This is a genomic window from Amycolatopsis halotolerans, assembly GCF_042647905.1.
Classification (GTDB): Bacteria; Actinomycetota; Actinomycetes; order Mycobacteriales; family Pseudonocardiaceae; genus Amycolatopsis; species Amycolatopsis halotolerans.
This window is the reverse complement of record NZ_JBHRWI010000019.1, coordinates 40,695-63,278: the sequence shown is the minus strand read 5'-3', so window position 1 is coordinate 63,278 and position 22,584 is coordinate 40,695. Positions and strand designations below refer to the sequence as shown.

The following is a 22,584-nucleotide window of genomic DNA, read 5'->3' as shown; positions in this document are numbered from 1 at the left end:
ACGTTCGCACCTGCCCGACCGAGGCCAGCGGTCACGGAAAGCCTCGCGCACTGCGCCCGCGGAGGTTCCCGCCCCTGCCGCGGCGGATTCGGGGCACGGTGGCGAGGTCCGTGAAGGGCTCCTTGAAGGAATCTGATTCCCTCAAGGAGCCCTTCACGGACGTCAGCAAGAGAAAAGCCGCCCCGCACGTCTCGTCGGCCAGTGCGCCGCAGCGCCCTGATCAGCACCGCTACCGCGAACCCGCCGCACACCGCGCTGTCGAGAAAACCCCATTGGGGTGCACAGCTGGAGCGGCGGGCGGGGGCGGATAGATGGACATCGCACTCGCGGTAGCTCCGGTCGTCCTCGTCACGCTGCTCATCGGCGTGCGCGGGGTCGCCGCCATGCGCACCACGTCCGACTTTCTCGTGGCATCCCGGCGGATCTCGCCCTTCGTCAACTCCGCCGCGGTCTCCGGCGAATACCTGTCCGCGGCGTCGTTCCTCGGCGTCGCCGGGCTGATGGTAAAGGACGGCGTCGGCGCGCTCTGGTATCCGGTCGGCTTCACCGCGGGGTACGTCGCGATGCTGGTGCTCGTCGCCGCGCCCATGCGGAGATCCGGCGCACTCACCGTCCCCGACTTCGCCGAAGCCCGCCTCGCCTCCCCCGCGTTGCGCCGCCTCGCCGCAGTGGTCGTGCTGGTGATCGGGACCATCTACGTAGTCCCGCAATTCCGCACAGCCGGTCTCGTGCTCACTGCTGTCGGCGGAACCCCGTACTGGGTCGGAGTGGTCATCGCGGGCACCGCAGTCAGCGTCACGCTCGCGCTCGGCGGCATGCGCGCCGCGACATACGTCCAAGCGTTCCAATTCTTCCTGAAACTCGTGCTGTTCCTAGTCCCCGCGCTGTGGCTGGTGCTTCACATCAGCTCCGACACCCGCGACGCCAGCCTCACGCCGGTCGAGTTCACCCGCTTCTCGCACGCCACCCCGGTGCAGTTCGACCACGACGTCACGCTCACCTTCCGCGAACCCACCGCGATCGAGGACCGCGGCACCGTCCCGCCCGGACAACTGGTGGTGCACAAGGGAGAACAGCTCACCTTCGCCGCCGGTGCGCAGGTTCCCGGCGTCAGCGGAGAGGTCGCGCTCGGCGGGCCGGACTGGCAGCGTCCGCTGCTGGAGATCGACAAGGGCTACCCGCTGCTCGGCACCTGGGCGGTCCTCATCGCGACCGTCCTCGGCACGATGGGCCTCCCGCACGTCCTGATGCGCTTCCACACCAGCCCGGACGGCCGCGCCGCGCGCCGCACCGCCGCGATCACCGTGGCGCTGCTCGGAGTCTTCTACCTTTTTCCCGGCGTCTACGGCGTGCTCGGCCGGGTGCTCGTGCCGCAGCTGTACCTGTCTGGCAACACCGACACCGTGGTCGTCGCACTGCCCTCGCAGGTCGATCACAGCTGGGCTGGGCAGTTGTTCACCGCGTTGCTCACCGCAGGCGCGTTCGCGGCGTTTCTGGCGACGTCATTGGGATTGCTGCTGGTGATGTCCGGCGCGCTCGCCTACGACCTGATGCCCGGCGGCCTGCGCCGCCTGCGGGTGACGGTCGTGTTCGCCGCGATCGCGATGGTGCTGCTCGCGCTGCCTTCCGCGCGACTCGACGCCGGGGTGCTGGTGACGTGGGGGTTCACCGTCGCCGCGTCGACGTTCTGCCCGCTGCTCGTGCTCGGCATCTGGTGGCAGCGGCTCACCGCGGCGGGCGCGATCGCCGGGGTGCTGACCGGACTGGCCGCCTCGTCCGGGTCGATCCTGTTTGCGCTGGCGGGACCCGCGATGCAGGGTTGGGTGGCGATCTTGGTCTCGCAACCGGCACCCTGGTCAGTACCGCTCGCTTTCGGCGTGATGATCACGGTGTCACTGCGCGGGCGCCCACCGTCCTGGGCCGGGGCCGCGATGCTGCGCCTGCACCTCGACGAACGCCCTTCGTCCACGCCCGGTGACCGTTCGTCAACCGTTCGTCGTGCGGCGAGGCGTTTGAGCCGCTGACGGTTCCGCTGGCTCGGAGTCCTCCCTACTGTGTCGCGCACCACATCCGCAGCGTCGCACAAGGGAGATCCCATGAGCGCAGGCGACCCGTCCGGCGCGCCGCCGGACACGATCTGGGAGCAGGCGCACGACAGCGCCGAGTTCCGCGAACTCCGCGGCCGGCTGCGCCGGTTCGTGTTCCCGATGGCCGGACTGTTCCTCGCCTGGTACCTGCTCTACGTCCTGCTCGCCGACTACGCGCACGGCTTCATGAGCACGAAGATCACCGGCAACTTCACCGTCGGCCTGCTCTTCGGGCTGCTGCAGTTCGTCTCCACGTTCCTCATCACGTGGCTGTACGTGCGCTACGCCAACAAGAAGCTCGACCCGCTGGCCGCGCGGATCAAGGACGACATCGAGAACCCGGCGAAGGAGGGGGCGTGAAGACTCTCGCCGCGAGCGTCGAGGGCAGCAACCCGACGCTCAACATCACGATCTTCGCGCTGTTCGTGGTCATCACCCTGGTGATCGTGTTCCGCGCGAGCCGCAACACGAAGACCGCGTCCGACTACTACGCGGCCGGCCGCGCGTTCACCGGCCCGCAGAACGGCATCGCGATCTCCGGCGACTACCTGTCGGCGGCGTCGTTCCTCGGCATCGCCGGCGCCATCGCGGTGTACGGCTACGACGGGTTCCTGTACTCGATCGGCTTCCTGGTGGCGTGGCTGGTCGCGCTGCTGCTGGTCGCGGAACTGCTGCGCAACACCGGCAAGTTCACCATGGGCGACGTGCTGGCGTTCCGGATGCGGCAACGCCCGGTGCGCGCCGCGGCGGCGGTTTCGACGCTCGTGGTGTCGTTCTTCTACCTGCTGGCGCAGATGGCGGGCGCGGGCGGTCTGGTCGCGCTGCTGCTGGGCATCGAGGGCAAGGCCGCGCAGTCGCTGGTGATCGCGGTGGTCGGCGTGATCATGATCGCCTACGTCCTCATCGGCGGCATGAAGGGCACCACCTGGGTCCAGATCATCAAGGCGGCGCTGCTGATCGTCGGCGCGCTGGCGATGACGCTGTGGGTGCTCGGCAAGTACGGCTTCAACTTCTCCGCGCTGCTGCAGGGCGCGGTCGACAAGGCGGGCCACGCCGGTGAGGCGCTGCTCGGGCCGGGCAAGCAGTACGGCACCAACGGCACGACCAAGCTGGACTTCTTCTCCCTCGGCATCGCACTGGTGCTGGGCACCGCGGGCCTGCCGCACGTGCTGATGCGCTTCTACACCGTGCCGACCGCGCGCGAGGCGCGTCGTTCGGTGGTGTGGGCGATCGTGCTGATCGGCGTGTTCTACCTGTTCACCCTGGTGCTCGGCTACGGCGCGGGCGCGCTGGTCGGACCGGACGCGATCAAGAAGGCGCCGGGCGGCGTGAACTCCGCGGCGCCGTTGCTGGCGCTGAACCTCGGCGGTCCGGTGCTGCTCGGGTTGATCTCGGCGATCGCGTTCGCCACGATCCTCGCCGTGGTCGCGGGATTGACGATCACCGCGTCCGCCTCGTTCGCCCACGACGTGTACGCGAACGTGTTGAAGAAGGGCAAGGCCAACACCGGTTCGGAGGTCCGGGTCGCCCGGATCACCGCCGTGGTGATCGGCATTGTCGCGATTCTCGGCGGCATTCTGGCGAATGGGCAGAACGTCGCGTTCCTGGTGGCGCTGGCCTTCGCGGTGGCGGCTTCGGCGAACCTGCCGACGATTCTGTACTCGCTGTTCTGGAAGCGGTTCAACACCCAGGGCGCGCTGTGGAGCATTTACGGCGGGCTGATCGTGACGATCGTGCTCATCGTGTTCTCGCCCGCCGTTTCCGGGAAGCCGGTCGACCCGAAGACGGGCAAGAGCGCGTCGATGCTGCAGGGCGTCGACTTCCACTGGTTCCCGCTCGACAACCCGGGTCTGGTGTCCATCCCGATCGCGTTCGTGCTCGGCTGGCTCGGCACGATCCTGTCGAAGGAACACGACAAGGCGAAGTACGCCGAAATGGAAGTACGGGCACTCACCGGCGCCGGTGCGGAAAAGGCTGTGGAGCACTGAGTTTTACCCGCTGAAACCGCTGGGTGCCGCTTTTGCCGCGGCACCCAGCGGTTTTTCAATACGGCAGCGTCCCCTGCGCGATCCCGCCGAGCGTGCTTTCCAGCACGCCGCGCAGATACCGCCACAACCCGGCCCCCAGGGAAATCCGGGCTACCCCCAGTTCGGCAAGCCCGGCCAGACCCGGACCGCCGGGAAGCGCCGAAGCGTTGACCGGACCGCCCACCTGGCGGACGAATTCGGCCAGCACGTCCGGCGAACGCACGAGAATCGGGTACACACAGTCCGCACCGGCCTCGAGATACGCGCGCCCGCGGGCCACCGCGTCGTCAAGCACCGCCTGCTCGTCCGGCACCCCGAGGAACGAATCCACCCGCGCGTTGACCACGAGCCTGTCGCCCGCCGCCCGGCGCAACCCGGCGAGCCACTCCGCCTGCTCCGCCGCCGGTCGCTGACTGCCCTTGCTGTGATCGGTGTCCTCGATATTGCAGCCGACCGCACCGATTTCCTTCAGCCGGGCAGCGAGATCGGCTGGCGCCAACCCATATCCGGCCTCGGCATCGACGGTCACCGGCACCGACACCGCGTCCACGATCCGCTTGGCCGCCGCGAGCATCTCGTCCGCGGACCCGCCCTCGTGGTCCGCCTGCCCGAGCGCCGCCGCGACCGCCGCGGAACTCGTTGCCACGACCGGGAACCCGGCCGCTTCCACTGCCTGCGCGGTATCCGCGTCCCAGGCGTTCGGCAGGATCAACGGCTTCCCGGGCACATGCAGCGCCCGCAGCTTCTCCGCGGTCATTCCGCACGCTCCGGCAGCTCGGCGTGGCTCGCGACCATGAGCCGGTTCCAGGTATTGATGGCGACGACGCACCACGCCAGCGCGCGGTACTGGTCCTCGGTGAACAAGCGGACGGCCTCGGCGTAGACGTCTTCGGGGACGTCCTTGTGGTCCGAGATCAGGGTCATCGCCTCGGTGTAGGCGAGCGCGGCGCGTTCCTGTTCGGTGAACAGCTCGGTCTCACGCCACCCCTCGAGCACGTAAAGCCGCCGCGGCGCTTCCCCGGCCGCGACGGCCTCCGCCGCGTGCATGTCGAGACAGAAGGCGCATCCGTTGATCTGCGACGCGCGCATCTTGACCAGCTCGATGAGCTTCTCGTCGAGCCCGGCGTTCGCGCTGGCCTTCTTCACCTCGCCCTGCAGGTGGGACATCGCTTGATACAACCCGCCCGTGGCGAGCGCGATTCGCTTCGTCATGCCACCCACGCTAATCGGGATTGGCCTAGGCAGGTGGTCCAGTTCGGGGTGAGTGGCGTGGGCCAGTCAGGGCCGCGGCCGAGCGTTGCGGAGCCGGATCCCGCTGAACCCCGCCGTGCTGGTGGTCACCGCGTCCCAGAACGGCCAGAGATTCGGCAGCACCCGCAGCTGAATCCCCGCCTCCTCGTGCAGGCGCAGGAGATCGCCGACTGGTTCCGGCGGGCCGAGCGGTTCGACCGGTTCAGTTGCCACCTGGGCATGGGGCTCGGGCTCGCCGAACGGCCGGAAGCTGGCGGCGGGAAGCCGGTAGGCGAACAATTTCGCCGTCCGGAGCGCATCCAACCAGCGGTACTCGACGGCGTGGACCCGTTCGTCGCCGCCGAGGATCCGTTCCCGGTCGGCATCGGTGGTCGACGACGTCGCCCACGCCATCGCCCGAGGACACTGGCGCGGGAACCAGTAATCGGGGCAGCGGGCGGAGTCGACCGCCCAGACGTACGGCCGCGGCTGCCGTGCGGTCGCCGCGATGTGGGGCACGAACCGCGTGATCCCCGGGTCCTCGGAAAAGTGCAGCACCTGGCCAGGCTCGGGTCGCATCCCCCTGTTCTACTGCGCGCTCAGCGACCGCAGAACAGGCAAAGCGGCAAAACCAGCTCGAGATCTGTCTTCCGCACCGGTTTCCCGTCCACCGGTGTCTTCCCCGGCGGGGTGTCCGCGTCCGGCTGGATGCCGCCCGCCGCGACGCGGTCCAGCGTGCGGAGTCCGGCCGAGCCGACCGTGCCGAAGACCGTGTAGTTCGGCAGCAGGCTGGAATCCCCGTACACCACGAAGAACTGCGAGCCGTTCGTGTCCGGTCCGGCGTTCGCCATGGCCAGCAGGCCGCGCGCGTACGTCCGGCGCTTGCCGGTCGGGTCGGACGGGGCGGGAGGGAGCGTCGTCGGCAGTTCGTCGCGGAACTTGTAGCCCGGACCGCCCTCGCCGGTGCCGGACGGGTCGCCGCACTGCAGGACCTTCAGCGTCGGGTACGCGGTGAGCCGGTGGCAGGTCGTCTGGTTGTAGAAGCCGTTGGCCGCCAGGTGCAGGAAGCTCTGGACGGTGCACGGAGCCTGCGCGCGGTTGAGCTTCAGCGGGAGCAGGCCTTGGTTGGAGAACACCGCGACGTCGACGCTGCCGTGGTTCGGCGTGTGCTTCGGATCGCGCGGGAGCGAAACCGGGCGCACCGCGGGATCGTCCGGCGTCGAGGTGTACCGGCACGGCCCCGACGTGACCTTCGGCGGAGCCGAATCCGCCGCCGAGGCCGGTGCGGCAACGGCGACCAGCGACAACGCGGTCAGCACGGACACGAGCAGTTTCTTCATTCCGGTTCCCTCCCAGTGCACGGAGGATCGCAGTATAGGGACGGGAAACTGCCCGCGCTTCCGGCGAAAGTCGCATCCTGACCGGTTCCTGACACCCGCCTCCTACCGTGCGGTTTCATGATCACTCCCCTCGCCGCGGGACTGGCCGGACTGGTCGCCGGGCTCCTGGCCGTCCCCGCCGGTCCGGTTCAGCAACCGCTCGCGTCCTCCGCCGCCGAACAGCAGGCGGTGTTCGCCTACTGGACCCCGCAGCGGCTGGCCGCGCTGACCGAGCCGTCGTCGCAGAATCCGCCGAAGAGCGGCCCCGACGGAGCCCCGTGGCCGGATCCGCTGCCGAAGACCGTCGGCCGGCTCTTCTACACCGACCACGGCGAGGACGCGAGCTGCACGGCGACCGTCGTCCGCAGCAAGAACCGCAGCACGATCGTCACCGCCGGGCATTGCGTCAACGACACCGATCTCCTCGGCGAGCACAACGCCTGGAACGCGCACGTCATGTTCGTCCCCGGCTACCACGACGGCCAGGCGCCGTACGGGAAGTTCGCTGCCCGGATCGGTGTAGCCGACCGCACCTGGCTCGCGAACGACCAGCAAAACGCGCGGAAATTCGACACTTACGACCAGGCGTTCGCAGTCCTCGGCCCGAACGAGTCAGGACAACTGGTGCAGGACGCGGTCGGCGCGCAGCAGATCGGGTTCGACCGTCCGGGAGCGGCGAAGGTGACCCAGTTCGGCTACCCGCGGGCGGCGTCCGACCCGGCCCGCGAGGGACTGCCGGAGTACACCGGGGCGCGGCTGGCGTATTGCACTGGCACCGCACGGCAATGGACCGGCACCGCGACCTATCCGGACTCTCCCGATCAGTGGGGCACGGAGTGCGTCATGGGCGGTGGTTCGAGCGGCGGACCGCGGTTGCGCGACTTCAACCCGGCGACCGGACTGGGCACGGTCGTCGGGGACAACACGCACGCGGGCTTCTTTGCCGCAGACGGGAAACCGTGCGAGCGCGATGCGGGCTGCGCGAGGTATCTGGTGGGACCGCAGTTCAGCGGCAAGGTGACCAAGCCGCTGTACGAGGCGGCACAGACGTCGTGAACGGCAATCCCGGTTAGAACCGGGACAAACACTCACGAGTCCTTCAGCTCGCCGATCAGCCGGTCCGCCGCCGCGAACGGGTCCAGTTCCCGCGCCACCACTCGCGCCGCCAACTCGCCCAGCCGGTCGCCGTGCCGGAGATCCGCCAGCTCCGCATGCAACCGGCGCAAAGCAATCGCGGCGACTTCCTCCCGGGCGCGAGCGGCGCGGCGGCGGTCCAATTCCCCATGCGCGACAAGCCATTCATGGTGCGTGCGCAACGCCGACACCACCTCGTCGACGCCCTCGCCCTTCGCCGCGACCGTGCGAACGATCGGCTGCCGCCAGCTCGGCCCGCGCAATTCTCGGCGGGCCAAGGTGATCATCTGCTTCAGGTCGTGCACCGTCGCGTCGGCGCCGTCGCGGTCGGCTTTGTTGACCACGAACACGTCCGCGATCTCCAAGACCCCGGCTTTCGCCGCCTGGATGCCGTCGCCCATTCCCGGGGCCAGCAGAACCACCGTGGTGTCCGCCAGTTTCACAACGTCCACTTCGGACTGTCCGACCCCGACAGTCTCGATCAGCACCACGTCGAACCCCGCGGCGTCCAGCACCCGCACCGCCTGCGGGGTCGCCCACGAAAGACCGCCGAGATGTCCCCGAGTGGCCATCGAGCGGATGAAGACGCCGGGATCGGTGGCGTGCTCGGTCATCCGGATCCGGTCGCCGAGCAGCGCACCGCCGGAGAACGGCGACGACGGGTCGATCGCCAGCACCCCGACCCGCAAACCCTCACCACGCAACGCGGTGAGCAGCGCGGAGGTCGACGTCGACTTGCCGACCCCGGGCGGTCCGGTGAGCCCGACGACGCGAGCGCGTCCGGTGTAGGGCGTCAAAGCGCGGGCGATATCCGCGACTTGCGGCGACGAACCGGTGTCCGACTCGATAAGAGAAATGAGCCGGGCGACCGCACGCGGTTGTCCTTCCCGCGCGCGGCCGACCAGCTCGTCGAGGTCCGGGCCGGCCAACTTACGCCGACGGGACGCGGATCAGCAGCGCGTCGCCCTGGCCGCCGCCGCCGCACAGCGCGGCCGCGCCGAGACCGCCGCCGCGACGGCGCAGCTCGTGCACCAAGTGCACGGCCAGCCGCGCGCCGGACGCGCCGATCGGGTGGCCGAGCGCGATCGCGCCGCCGTTGACGTTCACCTTCGACTCGTCCAGGCCGAGCTTCTCGCTCGACACCAGGCCGACCGCGGCGAACGCCTCGTTGATCTCCACCAGGTCCAGGTCGCCGACCTCCAGCTTCGCCTTCTTCAGCGCGGCGAGGATCGCGTTCGACGGCTGCTCGTGCAGGCTCGCGTCCGGACCGGCGACCACGCCGTGCGAGCCGATCTCGGCCAGCGGCGTGATGCCCAGCTCGGCCGCCTTCTCCGGGCTGGCCACGATCACCGCGGCCGCGCCGTCGGAAATCTGCGACGCCGAACCAGCGGTGATGGTGCCGTCCGAGGCGAACGCCGGACGCAGCTTCGCGAGGCTGTCGCCAGTGGTGTCCGCGCGCACGCCCTCGTCGGTGGAGAACACGACCGGATCGCCCTTGCGCTGCGGGATCGACACCGGCGCGATCTCCTCGCGGAAGAACCCGGCGTCGATCGCGGCCGCGGCGCGCTGGTGCGAACGCGCGGAGAACGCGTCCTGCTGCTCGCGGGTGACGCTGTAGCGGGCGTTGTGCTTCTCCGTCGAAACACCCATCGCGACCTGGTCGAACGCGCAGAACAGGCCGTCGTAGGCCATGTGGTCGACCAGCGTGGTGTCGCCGTATTTGAAGCCCGCGCGGGACTTCGGCAGCAGGTGCGGCGCCTGCGTCATCGACTCCTGGCCGCCCGCGACGACGAGGTCGAACTCGCCCGCGCGGATCAGCTGGTCGGCGAGCGCGATCGCGTCGAGGCCGGAAAGGCAGACCTTGTTGATGGTCAGCGCCGGAACGTCCATCGGGATGCCCGCGGCGACCGCGGCCTGGCGCGCCGGGATCTGGCCCGCGCCGGCGGTGAGCACCTGACCCATGATCGTGTACTGGACCTGGTCCGGGGAGACGCCGGCGCGTTCGAGCGCGGCCTTGATCGCGATCCCGCCCAGCTGGGCTCCCGAGAATTCCTTCAACGAGCCGAGCAGCCGCCCGATCGGGGTACGGGCAGCGCCCAGGATCACGGAACCGGACACGACGTCCTCCAAAGCATCGGTGCACTGGCAGTGTTCTCACGATACGGCCTGGGCCGGGTTCCCGGCGCGTCTTGATGGAGCCAGTGTGAGGGGGCGCACGCGGGGTTCCGCGCGGCCGCGCGGGGCTTATCCTCCCCGGTATGGACACCGAGCCCAGCGCATCCGTGCTCAAGCCGTTCGTGACCGCGATCGACCACGTCGGCATCGCCGTGCCCGACCTCGACGCGGCCATCGCCTTCCACCGCGACCACTTCGGCCTGGAGGTCGCGCACGAGGAGGTGAACGACGAGCAGGGCGTGCGCGAGGCGATGCTGCGCGCCCCCGGCACCGCGGGCACCGAAACGATGATCCAGCTGCTCGCCCCGTCCCGGGACGATTCGACGATCGCGAAGTTCATCGGCCGCAACGGGCCGGGCCTGCAGCAGCTCGCGCTGCGAGTGTCCGATGTGGACGCTGCGGCCGAGGCGCTCCGGGCGCAGGGCCTGCGGTTGCTGTACGACGCGGCCAAGCGCGGGACGTCGAACAGCCGGGTGAACTTCGTGCACCCGAAGGACGCGGGCGGGGTTTTGGTCGAACTGGTGGAGCCCGCGCGCTGAACCGCACCCCAATGTGGCATTGGGTGCATCTGACGCACCGAACGCCACATTGGGTGCATTGAGGGAGCCAGCGGCGCGCAGCGCCTCCGTTGAGGGTGGTGGCGGGGGCATGGATGGAGCACCCAATGCCACATTGGGGAAGCTTCGGGCGCGAAGGCCGCGGTGCGGTTCTCACACCGCCGAAGCGGGCGGCTTCCCCTTGACCGCGCGAGCCGACAACGCGTTCGCCACGAACGTCAACTCGCCGTCGAACTCCGCGGGCCGGTCATCCCCGGTATGCCGAGCCGTCGCGTGCCGGTGGGTAACAGCGCGGGCCAAAAGCCCAGACGCGTTGTCGATGTCCGCCCCGGCGAGCCGTCCGCCGGTCGCGGCCACGATCACCGACCGCATCAGCCGGACCAGTTGCTGGAAGCGTTCGGACAGCGCGTCGCGGACCACGTGGTGGGTGTCGGCCTCGCGCCACAACAGGTGCGAGAGCCCGAGCGAACCGGTGAACCGGCGGTCGAGTTCGCCGACCAGCCTGCGCAGCGAACCCGCCAGGTCGCCGGGAACGACGACCGCGGCGGGTTCGATGCGTTCGTCCGGCAGCCGGTCGACCAAGGCTGCCAGCAGGTCGGACTTGCGGCGGAAGTAGTAGTGGACCAGGCCCTTCGGGACCCCGGCGCGCTCCGCGATGCGGGACGTCGGGGTCGCTTCGAAGCCGGACTCGGCGAACAGCTCCTCCGCCGCGCACAGGATCCGTTCTTTCGCCGAGTCGTCGGTCATGTCACCTTCCTAGCCGAGGCTCCGCTGCCCCGTCAGTGCTGGCCCGCCATCCGGTGGGCGGCGTTGGCCTCCGGCATCGCGGCCGCGCCGGCGATGATCGTCAGCGCACCGCCGACCCAGGACGTCCACGACGCCCCGTTGAATGCCGTGTACCCCATCACCCACGGCGCGATGAACAGCAACGCGCCGAGGACGATCTGCACGCCCTCGCCGTAAACCATGCTCGGCACCGCGAGCGACACCAGGCCGTCGATCGCGATCAGCGCACCGAGGACCACCATCGTCCACACCATCGTGGTGTTCGTGCTCAGCCAAAGGGGTGAAAGAGCGGCGACAACACCAATCACGACCTCGGCCCAGTCGTAGGGCCGCGTCCAGGCGCGCGTCGAGACTTCACTCATTCGTGCTCACCTCCGCCGGAAAAGAGCCGTTCAGGGAGATTTCCCACTGCCGACTATGCGCCTTGACTGGCCAGCCGGTCAAGATTCGTGCGTCACACTTCGACTCGTGTCCGGGGTCTGTGTCTCGTACAGTGAGGCCCCCCGGTTACCGACGAGTAATTTCGTGCTGTCGCGTGCCGCGACCGACCCACTGGAGGTTCCCGATGTCGCACCTCGACGAGATCCAGCAGGCGATCCTGAACGGCCGCCTCGACGCGATCGCCGAGCTGCCCGTGCCCGAGAGCTACCGGGGCGTCACCGTGCACGCAGACGAGGTCGACATGTTCGAGGGCCTCGAGAGCCGGGACAAGGACCCGCGCCGCTCGCTGCACGTCGACGACGTCCCGACGCCCGAACTCGGCCCCGGCGAGGCGCTGGTCGCCGTGATGGCCAGCGCGATCAACTACAACACCGTCTGGACGTCGATCTTCGAGCCGATCCCGACGTTCAAGTTCCTGCGCAAGTACGGGAAGCTCTCGCCGCTGGCCAAGCGGCACGACCTGCCGTACCACGTGGTCGGCTCCGACCTGTCCGGCGTCGTGCTGCGCACCGGCGCGGGCGTGCACAACTGGAAGCCCGGCGACGAGGTCGTCGCGCACTGCCTGAACGTCGAGCTGGAAGGCCCGGACGGGCACAACGACACGATGCTCGACACCGAGCAGCGGATCTGGGGCTTCGAGACGAACTTCGGCGGGCTCGCCGAGATCGCGCTGGTCAAGGCCAACCAGCTGATGCCGAAGCCTGCGCACCTGACCTGGGAGGAGTCCGCCTCCCCCGGGCTGGTCAACTCGACCGCGTACCGGCAGCTGGTGTCGCGCAACGGCGCGGACATGAAGCAGGGCGACGTCGTGCTGATCTGGGGCGCGTCGGGCGGGCTCGGTTCGTACGCGACGCAGTACGCGCTCAACGGCGGTGCGATCCCGGTGTGCGTCGTGTCCAGCCCGGAGAAGGCGGAGATCTGCCGCAAGCTCGGCGCGGAGCTGATCATCGACCGCACCGCCGAGGACTACAAGTTCTGGAAGAACGAGAACGAGCAGGACCCCAAGGAATGGCAGCGGTTCGGCGCGAAGATCCGCGAGCTGACCGGCGGCGACGACCCGGACATCGTGTTCGAGCACCCGGGCCGCGAGACCTTCGGCGCGTCCGTCTACGCCGCGCGCAAGGGCGGCACGATCGTCACCTGCGCGTCGACCTCGGGCTACATGCACCAGTACGACAACCGGTACCTGTGGATGAACCTCAAGCGGATCATCGGCTCGCACTTCGCGAACTACCGCGAATCGTGGGAGGCCAACCGGCTGATCGCGAAGGGTCTCATCCACCCGACGCTGTCGAAGACGTACTCGCTCGAGGAGACCGGCCAGGCCGCCCTTGACGTGCACCGCAACGCGCACCAGGGCAAGGTCGGCGTGCTCGCCCTCGCCCCGGAAGAAGGGCTCGGCGTCCGCGACGAGGAACTGCGCGCCAAGCACCTCGACGGAATCAACGCGTTCCGCGGCGCGTGAGGGCAGACCACCTGCCTCTTCGGTCCGGCCGCTCGCCGCACGAGCGGCCGGACCCCGTGGGTGCTCACCCGTCCGTGACCGCGGAGCGACTACGGTGGTGGCATGAGTCTTGGCGATGAACGCGAACTCGTGCCGCTGGGAGCCGGCTTCGACGTAGCGAAGCGGGGGTACGCCCGAGCGCAGGTCGACGAGCACCTCGAACGGCTCGACGGCGACCTGAAGATGCTCACCGCCGACCGCGACGCCGCCATCGCCCAGTCCGGCGACCTGGCCAGGCAGCTGGAGGTCGCGCGCGGCGAGATCGCCGATCTCCGCGGTCAGGTCGACCGGCTCGCGCAGCCGCCGACGAGCGTCGAGGGCCTGTCCGAGCGCCTCCAGCGGATGCTGCGGCTGGCGCAGGACGAGGCCGCCGACACGCGGGCCCGCGCCGAGGCCGAAGCCGGCCACATCCGGGCCAAGGCGGAGACCGACGCGAGCGCCATGCGCGCCCGGTACGAGCAGCTGCTCACCGAACTCGACCTGCGCCGCAAGGAAATGGAAGCCGAGCACCGCAAGGTGCTCGAGGACGCGCGCGCCGAGGCCAAGCGGATCACCGACGAGGCCGAGGCCGAGCGCAAGAAGCTCGACGCGGAGTCCGAGGCCCGCCGCACGCAGGTCGAGGAAGACTTCGAGATCGCCATGGCCACCCGCCGCGCCGAGGCGATGCGCGTGCTGGCCGAGCAGGAGGCGGCCAGCAAGGCCGAGGCCGAGCGCCGGGTCCGCGAGGCCGCCGAGGACGCGGCCGCGATCCGCGCCAAGGTGCTCGAAGAGGAGACGGCCGCGAAGACCGACATCGACCGTCGCCAGCGCGAATCGGTCGCCGACGCGAACAAGCGCCGCCAGGACTCGATCACCGAGGCCAACGCGCGCCTCGCGGAAGCGGCCGACGAGGCCCGCCGCCGCGTCCGCACCGCCACCGACGAGTCCAACCGCCGGATCACCCAGGCCAACGAGCGGGTCGAGGCCCTGCGCACGGTCCGGGCGAGCCTGGCCGAGCAGGTCCGGTCGGCGCGCACCGTGCTGGCCGAGGCGCAGCACGTGCTCGGCGAAACCGACGGCGCCGTTCCCGCGGACATCAAGGCCGCGGTCGACGAGGCCAACGGGTCCGGGCCGAAGTCCGCCGCGAACGGCTCGCAGACCGGCGCCGCCACGGCCGCGCAGAGCGGCAAGTCCAGCGCGTCCGGGCAGAACTCCGCTGGTCAGGGCACCAAGAACGCCCCCGCGAACAGCGGAAAGCCCGCGGTGAGCCGCGACGTCGAGCAGACCGTCCGGCTGCGGACTTCCGACGTGCCCAAGCCGCAGCCGCAACCGCGCCCGGCGGGAAAACCGACTGGCGAGTAACCTTCCCCCGCGAAGGGGCCGCGCCGCCCCGCTGACCGATTCGCCGGGAGGTTGTGGATGGCTGTCTATCGGACTGTGGTGGTGGGCACGGACGGGTCCGACTCGTCCTTCGCCGCGGTGGACAAAGCCGCCGGGGTGGCTGGCGACGCAGGGGCGACGCTCGTCGTCGTCTGCGCGTACCACCCGGCAAGCCGCCAAGACGTGGAACGCGCGCAGGACGAGCTCGGCGACGAGGCCTACCAGGTCGTCGGGTCCGCGCCCGCTGAGGACACGCTGCAGTCCGCACGGGACCGCGCGGCGAAGGCCGGTGCCACGAACATCGAAACGGTCGCGCTGGAGGGCCAGCCGGTCGACATGCTGCGGAAGGTCGTGAAGGACCGCAAAGCCGACCTGCTGGTCGTCGGCAACCGCGGCCTGAACACTCTCGCCGGACGGATCCTGGGCTCGGTCCCGGCGGAAGTGGCCCGGAAGTCGGGCGTCGACGTGCTGATCGTGCACACCACCTGAGGCCGTGGCCGATTCTTCCCGGGACCTGCAGCAGCGCCTGGAACGCGCCCTGCTCGGCGGTCCCCGCCGCTACACGAGGCTCGAAGTAGCGAAACGAGCCGGCGTACCCGAAGAACGCTCGCGGCGGCTCTGGCGGGCGCTGGGTTTCGCCACCGTCGAAGACGACGAGATGGTGTTCACCGACGCCGACGTCGAAGCCATGCGCATAGCCGACGGCTTGGTGAGCTCCGGCCTAGTCGCCCCCGGCATGGAAGTCGCGGTGACCCGTGCCCTCGGCCAGCATCTTTCCCGGCTGGCCGAGTGGCAGGTCCACATGCTGTGGGAGCTGATCACCGACAACCCGGAACTGGCCCGCAGCGACCGCCAAGTCACCCGCCTGGTGGAACGCCTGCTCCCCGAACTGGAGCAGGTCCAAAACTACGTCTGGCGCCGCCACCTGGCCGCCTTCGCGGGCCGCGCCTTCGCCAGCCCAGACGAAGACCTGGAAACGCGCGCCCTGGTGGTCGGCTTCGTGGACATGGTCGGCTACACGCGCTTCACGAGAGAAGCCGACGAAGAAGAACTAACCCAAGTCCTGGACGGCTTCGAATCCCTAGCCACCGAAGTCATCGCCGAACACCACGGCAGAGTCGTGAAAATGATCGGTGACGAAGTCCTCTTCGTCACCGACTCCCCCGCCGACGGCGCGGAAATCGCCCTGACGCTAGCCGAACGCACCGGCGAAGACGGCGGCCTGCCCGCAGTCCGAGCCGGAATGGCGTCAGGCCGGGTGTTGTCCCGCTTCGGGGACGTCTATGGCTCCGTCGTGAACCTGGCCGCCCGACTCACGTCAGCCGCCCGCCCCGGAACCGTGCTGGTAGACCGAGAACTGGCCGGGCAACTGGAGCCGCTGCCGGAGTTCGACCTCCGCACCAGACGCCCCATCGCAGTACGCGGCTACAACCGCCTCCGCCCGTCCGCACTCCGCAGGGCAAAGGACAAGCCCACCGGCCGCTTCGCCTCGTCTCAACAACTGGCTGCGGAAATGCTGGGCCTGGGCGACCCCGCTCCGCCCGAAACCCCGGAACCGGACGACTTCCCGCCCCCCGCTGCTCCACGCAAACGCCGCCGACGCCGCTAAACGTCCGTGAGGGGAACCTTCACGGACTCAGAGTCCCTCAGGGTTCCCCTCACGACCAGCGGTGGTCCGTGAGGGGCCCCTTCACGGACTTAGATTCCCTCAAGGGGCCCTTCACGGACCGCCCCCACTTCCGCGATGCACCCAACGCGGCATTCGGTGCGTCGCATGCACCCAATGCGACATTCGGTGCGTCACATGCACCCAACGCGGCATTCGGTGCGTCACATGCACCCAACGCGGCATTCGGTGCGTCCCGCGCACCCAACGCGGCATTGGTTGCGTCACATGCACCCAATGCCACATTGGGGCGCTAGCCCCAACCCGAAACCGCAGCCGCTGCACCCAACGATCGAGGCACCCAGCCCTCCCCCAACCCCGATACGAAGCCTCCCTGCGGTCTGGGGGTGCTTGTCAAGGCATCTTTCCCGCCTTGACAAGCACCCCCAGACCGTCAGCACAATCAACCTTCGGGGTGCCCCACGCAACCAACGCAGCAATGTCGCCGCCAGGCGACGAGCAATCAAGCGTCAAAATCAACAGTAACCCGCTCAGAAACCGGATGAGACTGACAAGTCAGCACAAAACCAGCCTCCACCTCAGCCTTCTCCAACGCGAAATTCCGCCGCATGTCAACAGAACCCTCAGTCACCCGCGCCCGGCAAGTCCCGCAAACCCCACCCTTGCAAGCAAACGGCAAATCCGGCCGAAACCGCTGCGCCCCATCCAACACCGAAGACTCACGCGGCAAGTTCATCGTCGTAGACCGACCATCCAGCACCAACGTGACCTCAGACGAAGCGCCAGCCACCGCGGGGTCAACATGCTTGACCGGCTCCGGCGGCACATCGTCCACATAGAACAGTTCCTGATGAATCCGCTCCCCAGGAACCCCCAGCGAACCAAGAAGATCCTGCGCAGAGGCGACCATCCCAAACGGCCCGCAAAGCCAAAAATGATCAACATCCTCCACCGGCACGATCGACCCGAACAACGCACTCAGCTTGTCCGCATCCAACCGCCCAGTAAACAACTCGGCCTCGCGGGGTTCACGGGACAATACGTGCACCAGCTCAAGCCGCGCCGGATACCGATCCTTTAAATCAGCCAGATCATCGGCGAACATCACCGTGTCAGTACGCCGATTCCCGTACAGCACAGTCACCGAAGCATCCGGCGTGGCCAGCAGCGAGGCCGCAATAGACAACACCGGCGTGATTCCGGAACCGGCGGCGATCAGGACATGGTGCCCACCAGCAGCAAGATCGGGAGTAAACGACCCGGTCGGCGCGGAAACCTCAACAGTGTCCCCAGAACGAACCTCATTGACCAGCCACGACGAGAAGACGCCGTCCGGCACGAGACGCACCCCAACCCGAGGCCGCGCCCCGGCCGGGGCGCAGATGGAGTACGACCGCCGCTCATCCCGTCCGTCCACCATCCGCCGCAGCGTGAGCGACTGCCCAGGCGCGAAGGCATAGACCGACGCAAGCTCGGAAGGCACGTCGAAGGTAACGGCCACGGCATCGTCACAAAGCCGCTCAACCTCAGCCACCCGCAACGGATGGAACCCGGTACGACGGGAAACGGTGGCAGTCACTCAAATCTCCTTGACGTGTTCGAACGGCTCCCAGCAAGACCGGCACCGCCGCAACGCTTTGCACGCAGTAGCACTGAACCGAGACTGCTCTTCCGTATCCAAAGACCCGCAATGCGGACAAGCAACCCGCCGCACAGAAGGCCCGAGCGTCAACGGAATCGGCCCGGCAACCCGCTGAGGCGCAGACCCAGGCGGGGCGATCCCAGCCTCAGCAAGCTTCCGCCGCCCGTCCGCACTGATCCAATCCGAGGTCCAAGCCGGTTCCAGCACAGTGCGAATATCAATCTCGACATACCCAGCACCACGCAACGCGTGCTCCAGGTCGTCCCGCATGGTGTCCATAGCCGGACAACCGGTATAAGTCGGCGTAATAGAAACCGTAACCCGACCGTCCTCTTCGGACACCTCGCGCAGCACCCCGAGATCCGCGAGCGTCAGCATCGGCAACTCGGGATCAGTGACCGTGGAAGCCACCGCAATGGCGGTCACCACGACGCCCCAGGCATAGCCCGAGCCACACTCTGCAACTCAGCCAGCAAGAAGCCAATCTGCTCCGTATGCACCCCGTCGCGCCCAGTACGACCTGAAACCCCAGCAATAGCCCCGATCTCCGGCCGCTCCAAGGTTGCCGCAGCCAACGCCTGATCCACCACAGCATCGAACTCCGGCCGCAGCAAAGCGACATTCGCCAACTCGACCGGATGCGTCGAGAACAACTCCTCGACATACGGCCACACCGCGGCCAGCCCCTCAGCCATCCGCTCCCGCGACAGCGGCGTCCCATCCCCCAACCGCACGAGCCACTGCGCGGCATAATCCCGGTGATAGGCCAATTCCTTGACGCCCTTGGCAGCGATAGCCGCCAGCACCGGATCCACACTGGACTCCAGCTGCTGGAACAACGCGAGCCGCCAAGTCGAAAACACGAACAGCTGCGCGATCAGATGCCCGAAGTGCCCGCCGCCCAGCTCAGCCAACCGCACGTTCCGGAACTCGTTCTCCGCCCGCAAGAACGCGAACGTGTCCTCAGATCGATCAGTGCCGTCAGCCTTGCCGGAGCGAGCAAGCAACAACCGCGCTTGGCCCAGCAGATCGAGGCCGATGTTGGCGATCGCGACCTCATCCTCGAGCTCCGGCGCATTGCTGACCCACTCCTGCAGCCGGTGCGAGAAGATCAACGCGTCATCACCCAGCATCAGGCAAAACGCGGCCAGTTGCGCACCGTCCACTCCGGACGGCACCGAGGTGTCCACACCGGACAGCGGATCAGCGAATCCAGTGCCGAAAGCCCACCGGGCGTCGTTGTCCTCGGTGATGGCTTCGTAGACGTTATCGAAGGACACAGCAAGACATCCCTTACATGTGGGGAACGTTGTCGGGAATGTCGTAGAACGTCGGGTGCCGGTACACCTTGTCCCCGCTGGGCGCGAAGAACGGATCCTTCTCGTCCGGCGACGACGCGGTGATGTCCGAGGCGCGAACGACCCAGATCGACACACCCTCGTTGCGGCGCGTGTAGAGATCGCGCGCGTGGTGCAGCGCCATCTCGTCGTCCGCCGCGTGCAGCGAGCCCACGTGCACGTGGTTCAGCCCCCGCTTACCGCGGACGAAAACCTCGTACAACGGCCAGTCGTGCTTCATGCCGAAACCTCTTTCTTGGCCGCGTGCGCCGCCGCAGCTTCCCTTACCCAGGCACCGTTGTCGTGTGCCCGCCGACGGTGCGCGATGCGCTCCGCGTTGCACGGGCCGTTGCCCTTGAGCACGTTCTTGAACTCGTCCCAGTCGACCGCGCCGAAGTCGTAGTGCTCGCGCGAGTCGTTCCACTTCAGCTCCGGGTCCGGGAAGGTCACGCCGAGCGCCTCGGCCTGCGGCACGGACATGTCGACAAAGCGCTGCCGCAGCTCGTCGTTGGTGTGCCGCTTGACCTTCCACGCCATCGACTGCGCGGTGTTGGGCGAATCCGCGTCCGGCGGGCCGAACATCATCAGCGACGGCCACCACCAGCGGTTCACCGCCTCCTGCACCATTTCCCGCTGCTGCTGGGTGCCCCGCATCATGGTCATCAGTAGCTCGTAGCCCTGCCGCTGGTGGAAGGACTCCTCCTTGCAGATCCGGATCATCGCCCGCGCGTACGGCCCGTACGACGACCGGCACAGCGGCACCTGGTTGCAGATTGCCGCGCCATCCACCAGCCAGCCGATCACGCCGACGTCGGCGAAGGTCAGCGTCGGGTAGTTGAAGATCGACGAGTACTTCTGCCGGCCGGTGATGAGCTTGTCGGTGAGGTCCGCGCGGTCCGCGCCGAGCGTCGCCGCCGCGGAGTACAGGTACAGCCCGTGACCCGCCTCGTCCTGCACCTTCGCGAGCAGGATCGCCTTGCGCCGCAACGAAGGCGCGCGCGTGATCCAGTTGCCCTCCGGCTGCATGCCGATGATCTCCGAATGCGCGTGCTGCGCGATCTGGCGGATCATCGTCTTGCGGTAGCCCTCGGGGATCCAGTCGCGCGGTTCGATGCGCTGGTCCCGTTCGATGGTGCGCTCGAAAAGGGCTTCCAGTTCGGGCTCTGCCACAGCGGTCACGGCTGCTCCTTCGAGACAAGGGTGAGCACGTCGTACTTCGCGACCGAGTCGCCGTCCTGGTTGGTGACGTCGGCGTCCCAGCGGACTTCGCCGTACTCCTGGTCGATCCGCGGCGTGATCTGCTTGGCCGTCAAGGTGACCGTCAGCGCGTCGTCGACCTTCACCGGTGTGAGGAAGCGCAGGTTCTCCAGGCCGTAGTTCGCCAGCACCGGGCCCGGCTCAGGTGACACGAACAGGCCCGCGGCGAACGAGACGACCAGGTAGCCGTGGGCCACGATGCCGCCGAACAGCGGGTTCGCCGCAGCGGCCGCTTCGTCGGTGTGCGCGTAGAAGGTGTCGCCGGTGAAGTCGGCGAAGTGGTCGATGTCGGCGCGCGTGACGGTGCGCGGACCGGCCACCACCGAGTCGCCGACCTTCAGCTCAGCCAACGACTTCCGGAACGGGTGCACGTCGTCCTCGGTCCGCGGACCGCCCTCGACCCACCGGCCGGTGACGGCACCGAGCACCGTCGGGCTGCCCTGCACCGCCGTGCGCTGCATGTGGTGCAGCACGCCGCGGATACCGCCCATTTCCTCGCCGCCGCCCGCGCGACCGGGGCCGCCGTGGACCAGTTGCGGCATCGGCGAACCGTGCCCGGTGGATTCCTTCGCGTCTTCGCTGTCGAGCACGAGCAGCCGGCCGTGGTACGGCGCGACGCCCAACACGATCTCGCGGGCGAACACCGGGTCGCCGGTCACGACCGACCCGGCCAGGCTGCCGCCGCCGCGCGCCGCGAACTCGATGACCTGTTTGACCGACGTGTACGGCATCAGCGTGGACACCGGGCCGAACGCCTCGACCTCGTGCGGCTCCGCCCGTTCCGGGTCGGCCTTGAGCAGGATCGGCGAGATGAACGCGCCGGTCGCCTCGTCGCCGTCCACGACGTCGACGTGCTCCGGGTCGCCGAAGACGATGCTGCCCGCGTCGAGCAGGGCCTTCAGCGAACGGCGTACCTCCTCGCGCTGCTCCAGGCTGGCCAGCGCGCCCATCCGGACACCCTCGGCGTTCGGATTGCCGACAGTCACCTTCGCGAGCCGAGCGCTGACGGCTTCGGCGACGTCATCGAGCATTTCCGCCGGGACGAACGCGCGGCGGATCGCGGTGCACTTCTGGCCCGCCTTCACCGTCATCTCGGTGGTCAGCTGCTTGACGAAGAGGTCGAACTCCGGCGTGGACGGCCGGGCGTCCGGGGCGAGGATCGAGCAGTTCAGCGAGTCGGCCTCGGCGTTGAACCGCACGGAGTTCCGCACGATCGCCGGGTGCGCGCGCAGCTTCTGCGCGGTGGACGCGGAACCGGTGAACGACACCAGGTCCTGCGCGGTGACGTGGTCGAGCAGGTCGCCGACGCTGCCCGCGACGAACTGCACCGTGCCCTCAGGCAGAATTCCGGATTCGACGATCAGCTCCACGAGCCGCGCGGTCAGGTACGCGGTCTGGCTGGCCGGCTTGATCAGGCTCGGCACCCCGGCGAGGAACGCGGGCGCGAACTTCTCCAGCGGACCCCACACCGGGAAGTTGAAGGCGTTGATCTGGACCGCGACGCCCTGCAGCGGCGTGGCGATGTGCTGCGCGACGAACGTGCCGCCGCGGCTCAGCGGCTCGACCGCGCCGTCGACGTACACGGTGTCGTTCGGCAGTTCACGCTTGCCCTTCGAGCCGTAGCTGAACAGGACGCCGATGCCGCCGTCGATGTCGAACTTCGAGTCGCCGAGCGTCGCACCCGTGCGCGCCGACAGCGCGTACAGCTCTTCGCGGTGCTCGCGCAGGTGCGAGGCGAGCGCCTTGAGCAGCGCGGCCCGCTGATGGAACGTCAGCTTCCGCAGCGCCGGACCGCCGACAGTGCGGCCGTAGTCGAGCGCCGCGGCGAAGTCGATCCCTTCCGACGAAATCCGGGCCACTTCCTCCCCGGTCGCCGCGTCGTGCAGCGGGGCGCCCTCGCCAGGCGCCGTGTGCCATCCCCCGGAGACGTAGCTGCGGAGCAGAACCATGCCGACCCTCTCGCCGAATTACCAACCGGACGTTCAGTAATTCGCAGGATAGCCGTTCTCCCCGCTGATCGGAACCCCCGCATTGCTTGACAC

At 68.6% G+C, this 22,584-nt stretch carries 23 protein-coding genes; 9 read left to right on the top strand and 14 right to left on the bottom strand.

Annotated features, from left to right (window positions below; all coding sequences use genetic code 11):
* Positions 1-311: 311 nt before the first annotated feature.
* From ACFORO_RS14350 to ACFORO_RS14340, 3 genes are all read left to right on the top strand, one after another.
* Positions 312-2,024 carry a sodium/solute symporter gene (locus tag ACFORO_RS14350; protein WP_377875079.1) on the top strand — a complete coding sequence of 571 codons (1,713 nt, stop codon included), beginning with the start codon at positions 312-314 and terminating at the stop codon, positions 2,022-2,024.
* A gap of 72 nt (positions 2,025-2,096) precedes the next feature.
* Positions 2,097-2,447, top strand: coding sequence for a DUF485 domain-containing protein (locus ACFORO_RS14345; protein ID WP_354750717.1), 351 nt, complete (start codon positions 2,097-2,099; stop codon positions 2,445-2,447).
* On the top strand, positions 2,444-4,075 hold the full coding sequence (locus ACFORO_RS14340) for a solute symporter family protein (RefSeq protein WP_354750716.1): 1,632 nt from the start codon (positions 2,444-2,446) through the stop codon (positions 4,073-4,075). Before ACFORO_RS14345 ends, ACFORO_RS14340 begins: the two co-directional genes overlap by 4 nt.
* Before the next feature lie 55 nt (positions 4,076-4,130).
* Here the strand turns inward: ACFORO_RS14340 and ACFORO_RS14335 are convergent, their stop codons facing one another.
* The 4 genes from ACFORO_RS14335 to ACFORO_RS14320 form a co-directional block, all read right to left on the bottom strand.
* Entirely contained in the window at positions 4,131-4,871 is a 741-nt protein-coding gene (locus ACFORO_RS14335) for an isocitrate lyase/PEP mutase family protein (RefSeq protein WP_377875082.1), read from the bottom strand.
* Positions 4,868-5,326, bottom strand: a complete 459-nt coding sequence (locus ACFORO_RS14330) for a carboxymuconolactone decarboxylase family protein (RefSeq protein WP_377875084.1) — start codon at positions 5,324-5,326, stop codon at positions 4,868-4,870. Before ACFORO_RS14330 ends, ACFORO_RS14335 begins: the two co-directional genes overlap by 4 nt.
* Positions 5,327-5,392: 66 nt before the next feature.
* Positions 5,393-5,923: a DUF6886 family protein gene (locus tag ACFORO_RS14325; RefSeq protein ID WP_377875086.1), complete on the bottom strand. Its 531-nt coding sequence runs from the start codon at positions 5,921-5,923 to the stop codon at positions 5,393-5,395.
* 20 nt (positions 5,924-5,943) lie between these two features.
* A complete protein-coding gene (locus tag ACFORO_RS14320; RefSeq protein ID WP_377875088.1) occupies positions 5,944-6,684 on the bottom strand; it encodes a peptidylprolyl isomerase in 741 nt (246 codons plus the stop codon).
* Between the two features lie 117 nt (positions 6,685-6,801).
* Here ACFORO_RS14320 and ACFORO_RS14315 point away from each other — a divergent pair, with 117 nt between their 5' ends.
* Positions 6,802-7,779 carry a trypsin-like serine peptidase gene (locus ACFORO_RS14315; RefSeq protein WP_377875090.1) on the top strand — a complete coding sequence of 326 codons (978 nt, stop codon included), beginning with the start codon at positions 6,802-6,804 and terminating at the stop codon, positions 7,777-7,779.
* Positions 7,780-7,811: 32 nt separating this feature from the next.
* Here ACFORO_RS14315 and meaB read toward each other — a convergent pair whose 3' ends face one another.
* On the bottom strand, positions 7,812-8,786 hold the full coding sequence (meaB, locus tag ACFORO_RS14310) for a methylmalonyl Co-A mutase-associated GTPase MeaB (RefSeq protein WP_377875092.1): 975 nt from the start codon (positions 8,784-8,786) through the stop codon (positions 7,812-7,814).
* A 1-nt stretch (position 8,787) separates the two neighbouring features.
* On the bottom strand, positions 8,788-9,975 hold the full coding sequence (locus ACFORO_RS14305) for an acetyl-CoA C-acetyltransferase (protein WP_377896564.1): 1,188 nt from the start codon (positions 9,973-9,975) through the stop codon (positions 8,788-8,790).
* Between the two features lie 140 nt (positions 9,976-10,115).
* Between ACFORO_RS14305 and mce the strand changes: the two genes are divergently transcribed.
* Positions 10,116-10,571 (top strand): methylmalonyl-CoA epimerase, encoded by a 456-nt coding sequence (gene mce / locus ACFORO_RS14300; protein ID WP_370939745.1) that lies wholly within the window; start codon positions 10,116-10,118, stop codon positions 10,569-10,571.
* 171 nt (positions 10,572-10,742) lie between these two features.
* On the opposite strand, the gene ACFORO_RS14295 is transcribed toward mce, so the two are convergent.
* Together ACFORO_RS14295 and ACFORO_RS14290 are read right to left on the bottom strand one after the other, a co-directional pair.
* A complete protein-coding gene (locus tag ACFORO_RS14295; protein ID WP_344269704.1) occupies positions 10,743-11,336 on the bottom strand; it encodes a TetR/AcrR family transcriptional regulator in 594 nt (197 codons plus the stop codon).
* Between the two features lie 32 nt (positions 11,337-11,368).
* Positions 11,369-11,737 (bottom strand): SPW repeat domain-containing protein, encoded by a 369-nt coding sequence (locus tag ACFORO_RS14290; RefSeq protein ID WP_377875094.1) that lies wholly within the window; start codon positions 11,735-11,737, stop codon positions 11,369-11,371.
* A gap of 203 nt (positions 11,738-11,940) precedes the next feature.
* On the opposite strand from ACFORO_RS14290, the gene ccrA reads away from it, so the two are divergent.
* From ccrA to ACFORO_RS14270, 4 genes are all read left to right on the top strand, one after another.
* Complete coding sequence (gene ccrA / locus ACFORO_RS14285) at positions 11,941-13,281, top strand: crotonyl-CoA carboxylase/reductase (RefSeq protein WP_354750705.1); 1,341 nt, start codon at positions 11,941-11,943, stop codon at positions 13,279-13,281.
* Between the two features lie 129 nt (positions 13,282-13,410).
* Positions 13,411-14,661 carry a chromosome segregation protein gene (locus ACFORO_RS14280; protein WP_377896570.1) on the top strand — a complete coding sequence of 417 codons (1,251 nt, stop codon included), beginning with the start codon at positions 13,411-13,413 and terminating at the stop codon, positions 14,659-14,661.
* Between the two features lie 57 nt (positions 14,662-14,718).
* Positions 14,719-15,168 carry a universal stress protein gene (locus ACFORO_RS14275; RefSeq protein ID WP_354750704.1) on the top strand — a complete coding sequence of 150 codons (450 nt, stop codon included), beginning with the start codon at positions 14,719-14,721 and terminating at the stop codon, positions 15,166-15,168.
* A 4-nt stretch (positions 15,169-15,172) separates the two neighbouring features.
* Positions 15,173-16,288: an adenylate/guanylate cyclase domain-containing protein gene (locus tag ACFORO_RS14270; RefSeq protein ID WP_354750703.1), complete on the top strand. Its 1,116-nt coding sequence runs from the start codon at positions 15,173-15,175 to the stop codon at positions 16,286-16,288.
* Positions 16,289-16,808: 520 nt separating this feature from the next.
* On the opposite strand, the gene paaE is transcribed toward ACFORO_RS14270, so the two are convergent.
* The 6 genes from paaE to paaZ are packed head-to-tail and all read right to left on the bottom strand — an operon-like array spanning position 16,809 to position 22,491.
* On the bottom strand, positions 16,809-17,885 hold the full coding sequence (gene paaE / locus ACFORO_RS14265; protein ID WP_377875096.1) for a 1,2-phenylacetyl-CoA epoxidase subunit PaaE: 1,077 nt from the start codon (positions 17,883-17,885) through the stop codon (positions 16,809-16,811).
* Positions 17,886-18,377, bottom strand: coding sequence for a 1,2-phenylacetyl-CoA epoxidase subunit PaaD (gene paaD / locus ACFORO_RS14260; RefSeq protein ID WP_354748835.1), 492 nt, complete (start codon positions 18,375-18,377; stop codon positions 17,886-17,888).
* Positions 18,371-19,228 carry a 1,2-phenylacetyl-CoA epoxidase subunit PaaC gene (gene paaC / locus ACFORO_RS14255; protein ID WP_377875099.1) on the bottom strand — a complete coding sequence of 286 codons (858 nt, stop codon included), beginning with the start codon at positions 19,226-19,228 and terminating at the stop codon, positions 18,371-18,373. Before paaC ends, paaD begins: the two co-directional genes overlap by 7 nt.
* A gap of 13 nt (positions 19,229-19,241) precedes the next feature.
* Positions 19,242-19,526: a 1,2-phenylacetyl-CoA epoxidase subunit PaaB gene (gene paaB / locus ACFORO_RS14250; RefSeq protein ID WP_009073848.1), complete on the bottom strand. Its 285-nt coding sequence runs from the start codon at positions 19,524-19,526 to the stop codon at positions 19,242-19,244.
* On the bottom strand, positions 19,523-20,464 hold the full coding sequence (gene paaA / locus ACFORO_RS14245) for a 1,2-phenylacetyl-CoA epoxidase subunit PaaA (protein WP_377875102.1): 942 nt from the start codon (positions 20,462-20,464) through the stop codon (positions 19,523-19,525). The genes paaB and paaA overlap by 4 nt, the downstream gene beginning before the upstream one ends.
* Positions 20,461-22,491 carry a phenylacetic acid degradation bifunctional protein PaaZ gene (paaZ, locus tag ACFORO_RS14240; RefSeq protein WP_370939754.1) on the bottom strand — a complete coding sequence of 677 codons (2,031 nt, stop codon included), beginning with the start codon at positions 22,489-22,491 and terminating at the stop codon, positions 20,461-20,463. The genes paaA and paaZ overlap by 4 nt, the downstream gene beginning before the upstream one ends.
* Positions 22,492-22,584 lie beyond the last annotated feature (93 nt).

Excerpts from the sequence above, each read along its gene's own strand:
- ACFORO_RS14330 (WP_377875084.1), bottom strand. The coding sequence starts at position 5,326 with ATGACGAAGCGAATCGCGCTCGCCACGGGCGGGTTGTATCAAGCGATG.
- ACFORO_RS14350 (WP_377875079.1), top strand. The coding sequence starts at position 312 with ATGGACATCGCACTCGCGGTAGCTCCGGTCGTCCTCGTCACGCTGCTC.
- ACFORO_RS14345 (WP_354750717.1), top strand. The coding sequence starts at position 2,097 with ATGAGCGCAGGCGACCCGTCCGGCGCGCCGCCGGACACGATCTGGGAG.
- ACFORO_RS14335 (WP_377875082.1), bottom strand. The coding sequence starts at position 4,871 with ATGACCGCGGAGAAGCTGCGGGCGCTGCATGTGCCCGGGAAGCCGTTG.
- ACFORO_RS14320 (WP_377875088.1), bottom strand. The coding sequence starts at position 6,684 with ATGAAGAAACTGCTCGTGTCCGTGCTGACCGCGTTGTCGCTGGTCGCC.
- ACFORO_RS14315 (WP_377875090.1), top strand. The coding sequence starts at position 6,802 with ATGATCACTCCCCTCGCCGCGGGACTGGCCGGACTGGTCGCCGGGCTC.
- ACFORO_RS14325 (WP_377875086.1), bottom strand. The coding sequence starts at position 5,923 with ATGCGACCCGAGCCTGGCCAGGTGCTGCACTTTTCCGAGGACCCGGGG.
- ccrA (WP_354750705.1), top strand. The coding sequence starts at position 11,941 with ATGTCGCACCTCGACGAGATCCAGCAGGCGATCCTGAACGGCCGCCTC.
- mce (WP_370939745.1), top strand. The coding sequence starts at position 10,116 with ATGGACACCGAGCCCAGCGCATCCGTGCTCAAGCCGTTCGTGACCGCG.
- ACFORO_RS14295 (WP_344269704.1), bottom strand. The coding sequence starts at position 11,336 with ATGACCGACGACTCGGCGAAAGAACGGATCCTGTGCGCGGCGGAGGAG.
- paaZ (WP_370939754.1), bottom strand. The coding sequence starts at position 22,491 with ATGGTTCTGCTCCGCAGCTACGTCTCCGGGGGATGGCACACGGCGCCT.
- ACFORO_RS14275 (WP_354750704.1), top strand. The coding sequence starts at position 14,719 with ATGGCTGTCTATCGGACTGTGGTGGTGGGCACGGACGGGTCCGACTCG.
- ACFORO_RS14290 (WP_377875094.1), bottom strand. The coding sequence starts at position 11,737 with ATGAGTGAAGTCTCGACGCGCGCCTGGACGCGGCCCTACGACTGGGCC.
- paaB (WP_009073848.1), bottom strand. The coding sequence starts at position 19,526 with ATGAAGCACGACTGGCCGTTGTACGAGGTTTTCGTCCGCGGTAAGCGG.